Here is an 11,632-nt window from a genome sequence, read left to right on the forward strand (position 1 = left end):
GGCGTCTTCGTCGTCGAGTCCGGCGCCTCGCCCTTCAACGTGGTCTTCTTCCGCGTCCTGTTCGGCGCCCTCGCCCTCGGCGGCTACGTCCTCGCCCGCGGCTGGCTCCGCGACCACGGATTCACTCCGCGCACCCTCGGACTCGCCGTCCTCGGCGGCGTGTTCATCGTCTTCAACTGGGTGTTCCTCTTCCAGTCGTACGAGAGCACGTCCATATCCGTGGCGACCGTCGTCTACCACACCCAGCCGTTCTACGTGGTGCTGCTCGGCGCCCTGTTCTTCCGCGAGCGGCTCACCGCCGCCAAGGTCGGCTGGATCGCCCTCGCCTTCGCCGGGCTGATCCTCGTCTCCGGTGTCACCCCGGGCGACTTCACCGCCGGCGGCGGCTACCTCCTCGGCATCGGCCAGGCCCTGCTCGCCGCGCTCCTCTACGGCCTGTCCACCCTGGTCACCAAGCGGATCACCGGAGTGCGCCCGCACCTGATCGCCCTCGTCCAGGTCCTCGTCGGCATCCCCCTGCTGCTGCCGTTCGCGAACTTCGGCGCGATGAGCGGCACCGGCGCGGACTGGGGCTGGCTCGTCGGGCTCGGCGTGATCCACACCGGGCTGATGTACGTGCTGATGTACGCCGCCTACGCCCAGCTGCCCACCGCCAAGATCGCCGTACTGGCCTTCGTCTACCCGGCGGTCGCCATGGTCATGGACTGGGCGGTGTACGGCCACCACATCGGCCTCGTGCAGGCCCTCGGCGTGCCGCTGATCGTCCTCGCGAGCCTCAAGGTCACCCTCGGGAAGACGGCCGGCCCTGCTCGGCCACGAGCCGCCGCGCCTGCTCGAGGAACAGCCGGGCGTGCGCCGGAAGCCGCTTCCCGGACCGCCACGCCAGCTGCGTCCGAAGCGTGAACGGCGGCTCCCAGTCCAGCCGTACCAGCACCCCCTCGGCGAGTTCGGCGGCGACCGTGATCTCGGGCAGCAACGACACCCCGAGACCGGCCGCCGCCGCCCGCTTGGTCGCCTCGATGGTGCCGAACTCCATGAACGACACGGGAGCCAGTGAGGTCAGCTCCCGCTCGAACAGATCGCGGTAGGCGCAGCCGGGCTCGGTGGCGAGGAGCGACTGGGCGGTGAGGTCGGCGGTGCCGACCGGGCGGCCGGCGAGCGGATGACCGGGCGCGGCGACCAGGGCCAGCGGCTCCACCGCCAGCACCTCCGTCTCCAGACCCGGGTGCACGGTCTCCCGCTCCATCAGGAAACCCAGATCGTAGGTGCCCTGGCGGAGGGCCTGGCGGGTCTCGTCGCCGATCGTCGTGCGCAGCGACAGCCGGACCTTCGGGTAGCGGTGGTGGAAGAACTCCAGCAGCGGGGGCAGCCGGTGGTTCGTCAGTGACTCCATCGTGCCGACGGTGAGGACCCCCGACGGCTCCTCGGAACCGGCCACCGCCGACCGCGCCTCCTCGGTCAGCTCCAGGATCTGCCGGGCGTACGGCAGCAGCCGCTCGCCCGCGTCCGTCAGCCGGATCCGGCTCCCCAGCCGGTCGAACAGCTCCACCCCCAGCGACGACTCCAGGGCGCGGACCTGGCTGGTCACACTGGACTGGGCGTACCTCAGCTCGGCCGCGGCCTGCGTGAAGCTCAGGACGGTCGCGACCTTCTCGAAGGTCACCAGCAGCCGCAGCTCCACGTCAGGGCTCGTCCCGCTTCTTCTTGTCGTCGTCGGGGTCGTCCTGGTCGAGGGACTTCAGGAACTCCGGATTGTCGTCCGGAGCCACCCACTGCCGGGAGCGGCCACCGCCCCGCACCCCCGGCCAGCCGTCGGCGGCGAGCGCCCGCTTCTTGCCCGCGATCAGCCACGAGATCGAACCGACCAGGGGGAACAGCAGGACGAGGATCGCCCACAGCGGCTTCGGCATGTGGCGGATGTCCTGCTCGTCCGTGCTGATGCAGTCGATGAACGCGTACACGCTCAGCGCCAGTGGCACGACGAACATCAGAAGCCGGAGCATCGGTGCACCCCCAGTGTTACGGCGGTCGGGAATCGCGCGTGCGGCCCCCGTGACGGGGCCAGGGTAGCCCCTCGGGGATACTGGACCCCATGGCTTACGACGATCTTCGCTCCCTGCTCAGGGCACTGGAGCGCGAGGGAGACCTGAAGCGCATCAAGGTGGAGGTCGACCCCCATCTGGAGGTCGGGGAGATCGTCGACCGGGTGAACAAGGCCGGCGGTCCCGCACTGCTCTTCGAGAACGTGAAGGGGTCGTCGATGCCCCTCGCCATGAACGTCTTCGGGACGGACCGGCGCCTGCTGAAGGCGCTGGGCCTGAAGTCGTACGGCGAGATCAGCGACAAGATCGGCGGCCTGCTCCGGCCGGAGCTGCCGCACGGGTTCGTCGGCGTCCGCGAGGCGTTCGGCAAGCTCGGCGCGATGACGCACGTACCGCCGAAGAAGGTCAAGGACGGCCCGGTGCAGGAAGTCGTCCTGCACGGCGACGACGTCGACCTGGACGAGCTGCCCGCCCTCTTCACCTGGCCCAAGGACGGCGGCTCCTTCTTCAACCTGGGGCTGACGCACACCAAGGACCCCGAGACCGGGATCCGCAACCTCGGCCTGTACCGGCTCCAGCGCCACGACAAGCGCACCATCGGCATGCACTGGCAGATCCACAAGGACAGCCGCAACCACTACCAGGTGGCGGCGCGGCGCGGTGAGCGCCTGCCGGTCGCCATCGCCTTCGGCTGCCCGCCGGCCGTGACGTACGCCTCCACCGCCCCGCTCCCCGGCGACATCGACGAGTACCTGTTCGCCGGGTTCGTCGCGGGCAGGCGCATCGAGATGGTCGACTGCAAGACGGTCCCGCTCCAGGTGCCGGCGCAGGCGGAGGTCGTCCTGGAGGGCTGGCTGGAGCCCGGTGAGATGCTGCCGGAGGGCCCCTTCGGCGACCACACCGGCTTCTACACCCCGCAGGAACCGTTCCCCGCGCTGACCATCGACTGCGTGACGATGCGCAAGCGCCCGCTGCTCCAGTCGATCGTCGTCGGCCGTCCCCCGACGGAGGACGGCCCGCTGGGCCGCGCCACCGAGCGCTTCTTCCTCCCGCTGCTCAAGATCATCGTCCCGGACATCGTGGACTACCACCTGCCCGAGGCGGGCGGCTTCCACAACTGCGCGATCGTCTCGATCGACAAGAAGTACCCCAAGCACGCGCAGAAGGTCATGCACGCCATCTGGGGCGCGCACATGATGTCCCTGACCAAGCTGATCGTCGTCGTGGACTCCGACTGCGACGTCCACGACCTCCACGAGGTCGCCTGGCGGGCCCTCGGCAACACCGACTACGCCCGCGACCTGACCGTCGTCGAAGGCCCCGTCGACCACCTGGACCACGCCTCCTACCAGCAGTTCTGGGGCGGCAAGGCGGGCATCGACGCCACGCGGAAGTGGCCGGAGGAGGGCTACACCCGCGACGGCGGCTGGCCGGACATGGTGGAGTCCGACCCGCAGACCGCGGCGAAGGTGGACCGCCGGTGGAAGGAGTACGGGCTGTGAGCAGCGGCACGGCCTCCGCGGCCATCCCCGAGCCGGGCCGCACGAAGGCGTTCCTGCGCCTGGTGATGATCGAGCACTCGATCTTCGCGCTGCCCTTCGCCTACATCGCCTCCCTCACCGCGATGTTCCAGCTGGACCGGAACATCCACTGGGGCAAGCTGGCGCTGGTCACCGTCTGCATGGTCGGCCTGCGCACCTTCGCCATGGCCGTCAACCGGATCATCGACCGCGAGATCGACGCGCGGAACCCGCGCACGGCGCACCGCGAGCTGGTGACGGGCGCGATGTCGGTGAAGCACGCGTGGACCGGCGCCCTGATCGCGGTAGTGATCTTCCTGGGCTCGGCGGCCCTGCTGAACCCGCTCTGCCTGGCCCTGGCGCCGGTGGCGGTCGTCCCGATGGTCGTCTACCCCTACGGCAAGCGGTTCACGGACTTCCCGCAGGCCATCCTCGGTCTCGCCCAGGCCATGGGCCCGATCGGCGGCTGGCTGGCGATCACCGGGGAGTGGTCCTGGGACGCGGTCGTCCTGGGTCTCGCAGTGGGCATCTGGATCGGCGGCTTCGACCTGATCTACGCCTGCCAGGACGTCGAGACCGACCGCGAGATCGGCGTCCGCTCGGTCCCGGCCCGCTTCGGCATCCCGGCGGCGATCTGGGGCGCACGGGCGTGCCACGCCGTCACCACGGGGCTGTTCGTCTGGTACGCGCTGGCCACCGACGCGGGCGCCTTCTTCTGGCTGGGCCTGCTCGTCGTCGCGGCGGCCTTCGTCTACGAGCACCGCATCGTCCGCCCCCACGACCTGTCCCGGCTGAACCGGGCGTTCTTCTCGGTCAACGGCTTCATCGGCATCGCCCTGTTCGTGTGCGCGCTTATCGACCTGATGGTTCGGGGACTGACGGTCTGAGGACGGTGCGGCCCACCGGGACCCCGCCGGGACACCGTGCCGTACGGGCCGGAGGTGGTGGTCGGCGCACCGTTGGGCAAGCTGACGCTCCACACCGACCGGCTTCCCGTGGACCGCAAGGCCTCCCTCCCGTCCTGAGCCCGGACGGCCGCACCGGTACGCTCAAGATGTGAACGCAGGAGAAACGCAGCGCGCGCCTTGGATCGTGGGGGTGTCCGGTGCATCGGGGACGCCCTATGCGGCTGCTGTGCTGCGGGCGCTGCTGGCGGCGGGAGAAGCGGTCGACCTGGTCGTCAGCCGGGCCTCCCGGCTCACGCTGCTCGACGAGACCGGGATCTCCTTCCGGGACGCGCACTGGCGGGACGACCTGCGGGAATGGCTGGCGCGGGGAGCGGACGGGAAACCGGACGCCTTCCGGACGGACCTGGACGGGGTGCGGTACTGGAACGCCGGGGACCTGGCCGCCGGGCCGTCCTCGGGCTCGTATCCGGCCAAGGGGATGCTGATCGTGCCCGCGTCGACGGCCTGTGTGGCCGGGGTGGCGCTCGGGCTGTCCAAGGACCTGTTGCAGCGGGCGGCGAGCGTCGTGCTGAAGGAGCGGCGGCGCCTGGTCGTCGCCGTCCGGGAGGCACCGCTGAACGGGCAGACCCTGCGCCACCTGGTCGCCCTGGACGACGCCGGCGCGACCGTGGTCCCGGCCTCGCCCGCCTTCTACGCCGGCGCGACCCACATCCAGGACCTGGTCGACTTCGTCGCGGGCCGGGTTCTCGACGCGGCCGGTGTCCCCCACACGCTCTACCGCCGCTGGGAGGGGGAACTCGGCGGCGGCTCCCGTGACGACTGACCCCCACACGCTCATTTCTCAGATTTCTTCAGCGGAAGGCTTCGAATCGCATGGACGCGGTGGACAGGCAGCTCATCCAGGCCCTTCGGGAGAACGGCCGGGCCTCCTACGCGGAGCTGGGACGCCTCGTCGGCCTGTCGGGGCCCAGCGTCACCGACCGCATCAACCGGCTGGAGGCGGCCGGTGTCATCACCGGCTACCGGGCCACCGTTGACGCCGCCTCGCTCGGCCTGGGTGTGACCGCCCTGATCGGCATCTCGCTCTCCGACGCCGCCGACCACGAGGACGTGGCGCGCCGGCTGAAGGACCTGCCGGAGATCGAGGACTGCTGGTTCATCGCCGGTGACGACTCGTTCATGCTCAAGGTGCGGGCGACCGACGTGGACGGCCTGGAGAAGATCATCCGGCGGCTGTCCGGGACCAAGGGGGTCTCGCGGACCCGTACCACCATCGTGCTCTCCACCAAGTGGGAGAACCGGGTGGGTGAACTGCCGGAAGAGGCGTAGGGCTACGGTTCTGGGTGACTGTCGTAGAAAGGCGGAACGCATGGACGTCGGGCTCAAGCGCGAGCTGGAGGAGAAGGTCCGCTCCGGTGAGCGGCTGACTCGCGAGGACGGCATCGCGCTGTACGAGTCGGACGACCTGGCCTGGCTCGGCGGACTCGCGCACGAGGTGCGGACGCGGAAGAACGGCGATGTCGTCCACTTCAACGTCAACCGGCACCTCAACATGACCAACGTCTGCACGGCCTCCTGCGCGTACTGCTCCTTCCAGCGCAAGCCGGGGGAGAAGGACGCGTACACGATGCGCATCGAGGAGGCCGTCAAGCTCGCCAAGGCGATGGAGTCGGAGAACCTCACCGAGCTGCACATCGTCAACGGGCTGCACCCGAACCTGCCGTGGCGGTACTACCCGCGCTCGCTGCGGGAGCTGAAGGCCGCGCTGCCGAACGTCTCCCTGAAGGCGTTCACCGCGACCGAGATCCACCACTTCGAGACGATCAGCGGGCTCAGCGCCTCCGAGATCCTCGACGAGCTGATCGACGCCGGCCTGGAGTCGCTGACCGGCGGCGGCGCCGAGATCTTCGACTGGGAGGTCCGGCAGCACATCGTCGACCACCGGACGCACTGGGAGGACTGGTCCCGCATCCACCGGCTGGCGCACGAGAAGGGGCTGAAGACCCCGTGCACCATGCTCTACGGCCACATCGAGGAGCCCCGGCACCGCGTCGACCACGTGCTGCGGCTGCGTGAACTCCAGGACGAGACCGGCGGCTTCCAGGTCTTCATCCCGCTGCGCTACCAGCACGACTTCGTCGACATGAAGGACGGGAAGATCCGCAACCGGCTCCAGGCGCGGACCACCATGGCCACACCGGCCGAGGCGCTGAAGACGTTCGCGGTCTCGCGGCTGCTGTTCGACAACGTGCCGCACGTGAAGGTCTTCTGGGTGATGCACGGGGTGCAGACGGCCCAGCTGGCGCTGCAGCACGGGGCGGACGACATGGACGGGTCGGTCGTCGAGTACAAGATCACGCACGACGCCGACAACTACGGGACGCCGAACAAGCTGACCCGGGACGATCTGCTGGATCTGATCCGGGACGCGGGGTTCCGGCCGGTGGAGCGCAACACCCGGTACGAGATCATCCGGGAGTTCGAGGGGCCGGAGCCGGGGCGGCGGGAGCTGCCGCAGGCCATGCGGCTCTGAGGCCCGTCCTCCTGCTGCCGGTGGTGGTGGGCCGGTCGCGTCCACGCGGCGCAACCGCATGCCGATGCGGCCCGTGCCCCGTGGGCGGGTACTCGGGGCGGCATGAGGACGGCACCCGAGGAGCAGTACACGGCCGCGCCCTTCGTCCCCGAGGAGGCACGGGATCTCGACGCCCTGCGGCAGGCCGCCGCGGGGTGCCGGGGAGGTCCGCTGCACCGCGACGCCACCCGGATCGTGTTCGGGGCGGGCGGCGCGGATGCCCGGGTGATGCTCGTCGGGGAGCAGCCCGGGGACCAGGAGGACCGGAAGGGGCGGCCCTTCGTCGGCCCCGCGGGCAAGCTGCTCGACCGCGCCCTCGCCGAGGCCGGGATTCGACCCCGGTGACGCCTACGTCACCAACGCGGTGAAGCACTTCAAGTTCACCCGGGCCGAGCCGGGCAAGCGGCGGATCCACAAGCGCCGAGCCTGCGGGAGACGACCGCCTGCGGGCCCTGGCCGGCGGCCGAGCCGGCGCTGGTGGAGCCGGAGCTGATCGTGGTGCTGGGGGCGACCGCGGGCAAGGCGCTGCTGGGGTCGTCGTTCCGGGTGGGCGAGGTGCGCGGGACGGTGCTGGAGCGGGAGATCCACGGGCGCGCGGAGCGGCTGGTGCCGACCGTGCATCCCTCGTCGGTGCTGCGGGCGGACGACCGCGAGGGGGCGTACGAGGGCCTGGTGGCGGACCTGAAAGTGGCGGCGCGGGCGTTGACGTAATAGGTAGCATCCTGCCATGGCCCTTACCTTCACGCTCGATCCCGCCGTCACCCCCGAGCTGCGTGACGGCATTCTCGACCTCTGGACCGATGTCTCCAACGCGGGCGGAGCCGTGGGCTTCGTGCCGCCGGTGCGGCGGGAGGCGGTCCGGCCGGAGCTGGTGAAGCACTTCGCGGCGATGGCGGAGGGCCGGGCGCGGCTGCTCGTCGGGCACGACGAGGAGGGCGCGGTCGCCGCCACCGCCTTCTTCCACCTCAACACCCACCGGCTGATGACCCACTGGGTGTGGCTCTACACGGTCATGGTGCACCCCCGTCACCAGGGCAAGGGGTACGGCCGCGATCTGCTCACCGCCGCCGAGGGCGCGGCCCGCGGCTTCGACGGGGTCGAGGCGATCCGGCTCACCTGCCGGGGCGGGCTCGGCCTGGAGCGGTTCTACGGCTCCTGCGGCTACAAGGAGGTCGGCCGCGTCCCCGCCGCGATCCGCGTGGCGCCGGGGGACGACCGGGACGACGTGATCATGCTGCTGCCGCTGGGCTGAGCCCCGGCTGCGGGACCGGGGGGCTGTCGTGCTTCACTGGACGGTGGCCTGGCCCTGTTCGTAGTCGAAAGAGTGGATTGAGATGCTCCGATACACGCTGATGCGCCTCGGCATCTTCGTGGGCTGCCTGGTCGTCGTCTGGGGCCTCGTCTACTCGGGCATCGCCCCGCGCGGTCTCGGCGCCTCCAACGGCCTGTGGGTCGTCCTGCTCTCCCTGGTGATCTCCGCGCCGATCAGCTTCGTGGTGCTGCGCGGCGAGCGCGACCGGGCGTCCGAGCAGATCGTGCGCAAGGTCGACCGGATGAAGGCCGACTACGAGGCGAACCGCAGCCAGGAGGACCGTGTCGACGACGCGGCCCGGGCGCAGGGTCAGACGTCGTAAGACGCGTCACACCGCATAAAACGCCCCGGTCTCCGAATCCCTCGGAAACCGGGGCTTTTTGCATTGTGGGGGTGCTGAGCGCCGCCTGCCTCTCAAAGAAAGGCTTTGGGCCACCCAAAGTTCAGGTGTTAACGTCTCTGGTGTGAAGACAGCAGCCGCGTCCCCCTGGGCCCCGAGCCTCGTGCTCGTCGCGCGCCTGCACGTGGACCTCGGCCGGTGTGCCTCCGGGATCTGTCCCCGCTGACGCCGCCCGCCCCTCCGCTCGTCCCTCCACGTATCCCTACGCGTCCCCACCGGAGCATCCGTGTCCGCGAACACGAAGTCGTTCAAGGCGCCCTTCTGGGCCCAGATACTCATCGGCCTCCTCCTGGGCGCCGCGCTCGGCTGGATAGCCCGCAGCCAGGACGTGTCCTGGCTCGTCACCGCCCTGGAGAAGATCGGTGACGTCTTCGTCGGGCTGCTGAAGCTCGCCGTCGCCCCGCTCGTCTTCTTCGCGATCCTCGTCTCGATCACCAACCTGCGGAAGGTCAACAACGCGGCCCGGCTGGCCGGCCGCACCCTCCTCTGGTTCATGATCACGTCGCTGATCGCGGTGGCCATCGGTCTCGCCATCGGACTGGTCACCAACCCCGGCGCGGGCACCGGACTGACCCCGAAGGACGGTGAGCTGCCGGAGAAGACCGGCTCCTGGCTGGACTTCCTGACCGGCATCGTCCCCACCGACGTCATCACGCCGTTCACCGAGCTGAACGTGCTCCAGATCGTCTTCATGGCCGCCGTCGCCGGTATCGCCGCCCTCCAGCTCGGCGAGAAGGCCCAGCCGATCCTCGCCCTGAGCGAGTCGATCCTGGAACTGCTGCAGAAGGCCCTGTGGTGGGTCATTCGGCTCGCCCCGCTCGGCACCGTCGGCCTCATCGGCTACGCCATCGCCACCTACGGCTGGGACTTGATCGGCAAGTACGCCACCTTCACCGCCGACATCTACATCGGCTGCGCGCTGGTCCTCTTCGGCGTCTACCCGGCGCTGCTCGCGACCGTCGCCAAGGCCAGCCCGATCCAGTTCTTCAAGGGCGCCTGGCCCGCCATCCAGCTGGCCTTCGTCTCCCGCTCCTCGGTCGGCACCATGCCGCTGACGCAGAAGGTCACCGAGCGGCTCGGCGTGCCGAAGGAGTACGCGTCGTTCGCGGTGCCGTTCGGCGCCACCACCAAGATGGACGGCTGCGCCGCGATCTACCCGGCGATCGCCGCGATCTTCGTCGCGCAGATCTTCGACATCCAGCTGGGCATCGGGGACTACCTGCTGATCGCGTTCGTGTCCGTGGTCGGCTCCGCCGCCACCGCCGGTCTCACCGGCGCCACGGTCATGCTGACCCTCACCCTGTCCACGCTGGGCCTGCCCATGGAGGGCGTGGGGCTGCTGCTCGCCATCGACCCGATCGTGGACATGATGCGCACCGCCACCAACGTGGCCGGGCAGGCGCTGGTCCCGGTCATCGTCTCCGCCCGTGAGGGCCTGCTGGACCGTACGGCCTACGACTCGGTGGGCGGTGCCTCGCCGGTCGACGAGCCGGAGGACAGGCCGGTCCCGGCCGACGAGCCCCGGGCGGTCCAGGCCACGGCCTGACCGAGTGTTCAGTAAGGCGGCGGCACGGACCGTACGCTGTCCGCATGGGTTCGGTGAAGACCAAGCGGATGCCGCGTGCGGTCCGTGAGCAGCAGATGCTGGACGCCGCCGTACAGATCTTCGGGCGGCGCGGTTACATGGCGGCGTCCATGGACGACATCGCGGAACTCGCCGGTGTCTCCAAGCCGTTGGTGTATCTCTATCTGAACTCCAAGGACGAGCTGTTCAGCGCCTGTGTCCGGCGTGAGGCACGGGCGCTGATCGCGGCCGTCCGGGCCGGTATCGACCCGCTGCTGCCGCCCGACCGCCAACTGTGGGACGGGCTGCTGGCGTTCTTCACGCACACCGCGGACCACCCCGACGGGTGGTCCGTCCTGCACGTCCAGGCCCGCACCCACGGCGACGCGTTCGCCGCCGAGGTCACCGCGATGCGCGCGGAGGCGGTGGCGTTCGTGACCCGGCTGATCGCCGAGGCCGCCCCCGGCGCCCATGCCGAGCGGGACATCGCCGGGCTCGCCGAATCCCTGGTGGGCGCCGCGGAGTCGCTGGCCGCGTGGGCCAACGCCACCCCCGACGTCACCGCCCGGCAGGCGGCGGGGACCCTGATGAACTTCGCGTGGGCGGGGCTGGGCGGCCTCCTGGAGGGGCGGTTCTGGTCACCGCCGAGGGTGTGAGCCCGCCCACGTCACCGAGGGCGTGAGCCCGCCCATGTCACCGGGGGCGTGAGCGCGTTGCGGCGCCGAGGGCGTCCACCGTTCCCGTGAGGTGGGTCCGGTCCGCTCCGCGCAGGGCGAACCGGCCGCCGTGGGCGGCGAACTCGACGGTTCCCGGCAGGGGGACCGGCGCCAGGAACCGGGCCCGGACCCGTACCGCGTCGGGCGTGCCGTGGGCGGCCAGGCAGCGGGCCACGCTCCACATGCCGTGGGCGATCGGCCGGGGGAAGCCGAAGACGCGGGCGGTGAGGGGGTGCAGGTGGATGGGGTTGCGGTCGCCGGAGGCGGCGGCGTACCGGCGGCCGAGGTCGCTCCCGAGCCGCCACTCGGCGAGCGCGGGCAGCGCGGTGTCCCCGGGTGTGTCCTCGGGCGGGGCCGGCGTACCGGCGGGGGTGTGGCGGGTGCGGTGCCGGGCGAGATAGGTGCTGCGGGATTCCCAGACGACGTCCCCGTCCGCCCGCAGCACGGTCAGCACGGTCGCCTCGGTGCCCCGCCGGTGCGGCGCCAGTCCTTCGACGCGGACGGCGAGTGCGTACTCGCCGGTGGCCGGCAGGGCGGTGTACCGGGTGAGGTCGAAGGAGGTGTGGACCAGGCCGAGCAGTGGCAGCGGGAAGGCGCG

The 11,632-nt window shown here is 70.6% G+C and carries 12 protein-coding genes and 2 pseudogenes; 11 read left to right on the forward strand and 3 right to left on the reverse strand.

The annotated features are described in order from the left end of the window. Window positions 1-903, forward strand: a 903-nt coding sequence (locus CCN42_RS30725; RefSeq protein ID WP_107427667.1) for a DMT family transporter, incomplete at its 5' end; no start/stop codon positions are given. Here CCN42_RS30725 and CCN42_RS30730 read toward each other — a convergent pair. Continuing rightward, window positions 806-1,681 (reverse strand): annotated as a pseudogene (locus CCN42_RS30730) (LysR family transcriptional regulator); the annotation flags it as partial. The gene CCN42_RS30725 and the pseudogene CCN42_RS30730 sit on opposite strands and share 98 nt — an antisense overlap. A 1-nt stretch (window position 1,682) precedes the next feature. Further along, entirely contained in the window at window positions 1,683-2,003 is a 321-nt protein-coding gene (locus CCN42_RS30735; protein ID WP_086740527.1) for a PLD nuclease N-terminal domain-containing protein, read from the reverse strand. Between the two features lie 89 nt (window positions 2,004-2,092). On the opposite strand from CCN42_RS30735, the gene CCN42_RS30740 reads away from it, so the two are divergent. From CCN42_RS30740 to CCN42_RS30785, 10 genes and pseudogenes are all read left to right on the forward strand, one after another. Next, complete coding sequence (locus CCN42_RS30740; RefSeq protein ID WP_086167851.1) at window positions 2,093-3,544, forward strand: menaquinone biosynthesis decarboxylase; 1,452 nt, start codon at window positions 2,093-2,095, stop codon at window positions 3,542-3,544. After that, on the forward strand, window positions 3,541-4,449 hold the full coding sequence (gene mqnP, locus CCN42_RS30745) for a menaquinone biosynthesis prenyltransferase MqnP (protein ID WP_086740529.1): 909 nt from the start codon (window positions 3,541-3,543) through the stop codon (window positions 4,447-4,449). Before CCN42_RS30740 ends, mqnP begins: the two co-directional genes overlap by 4 nt. Before the next feature lie 169 nt (window positions 4,450-4,618). Next, window positions 4,619-5,293 (forward strand): UbiX family flavin prenyltransferase, encoded by a 675-nt coding sequence (locus CCN42_RS30750; RefSeq protein WP_086167849.1) that lies wholly within the window; start codon window positions 4,619-4,621, stop codon window positions 5,291-5,293. Between the two features lie 50 nt (window positions 5,294-5,343). Continuing rightward, window positions 5,344-5,799, forward strand: coding sequence for an Lrp/AsnC family transcriptional regulator (locus tag CCN42_RS30755; RefSeq protein ID WP_043503139.1), 456 nt, complete (start codon window positions 5,344-5,346; stop codon window positions 5,797-5,799). 40 nt (window positions 5,800-5,839) lie between these two features. Continuing rightward, window positions 5,840-7,003, forward strand: a complete 1,164-nt coding sequence (mqnE, locus tag CCN42_RS30760; RefSeq protein ID WP_086167848.1) for an aminofutalosine synthase MqnE — start codon at window positions 5,840-5,842, stop codon at window positions 7,001-7,003. A gap of 267 nt (window positions 7,004-7,270) precedes the next feature. After that, window positions 7,271-7,753 (forward strand): annotated as a pseudogene (locus CCN42_RS30765) (uracil-DNA glycosylase family protein). Between the two features lie 16 nt (window positions 7,754-7,769). Then, window positions 7,770-8,294: a GNAT family N-acetyltransferase gene (locus CCN42_RS30770; protein WP_086740531.1), complete on the forward strand. Its 525-nt coding sequence runs from the start codon at window positions 7,770-7,772 to the stop codon at window positions 8,292-8,294. A gap of 82 nt (window positions 8,295-8,376) precedes the next feature. Continuing rightward, a complete protein-coding gene (locus tag CCN42_RS30775; RefSeq protein ID WP_086740532.1) occupies window positions 8,377-8,676 on the forward strand; it encodes a DUF4229 domain-containing protein in 300 nt (99 codons plus the stop codon). A gap of 304 nt (window positions 8,677-8,980) precedes the next feature. Further along, a complete protein-coding gene (locus tag CCN42_RS30780) occupies window positions 8,981-10,300 on the forward strand; it encodes a dicarboxylate/amino acid:cation symporter (RefSeq protein WP_086740534.1) in 1,320 nt (439 codons plus the stop codon). A 44-nt stretch (window positions 10,301-10,344) separates the two neighbouring features. Further along, window positions 10,345-10,974: a TetR/AcrR family transcriptional regulator gene (locus CCN42_RS30785; protein WP_086740536.1), complete on the forward strand. Its 630-nt coding sequence runs from the start codon at window positions 10,345-10,347 to the stop codon at window positions 10,972-10,974. A 37-nt stretch (window positions 10,975-11,011) separates the two neighbouring features. Here CCN42_RS30785 and CCN42_RS30790 read toward each other — a convergent pair. Then, on the reverse strand, window positions 11,012-11,632 hold a 621-nt coding region (locus tag CCN42_RS30790; RefSeq protein WP_086740538.1), incomplete at its 5' end, for a MaoC family dehydratase.

The organism is Streptomyces glaucescens, assembly GCF_002154375.1.
GTDB classification, from domain to species: Bacteria; Actinomycetota; Actinomycetes; order Streptomycetales; family Streptomycetaceae; genus Streptomyces; species Streptomyces glaucescens.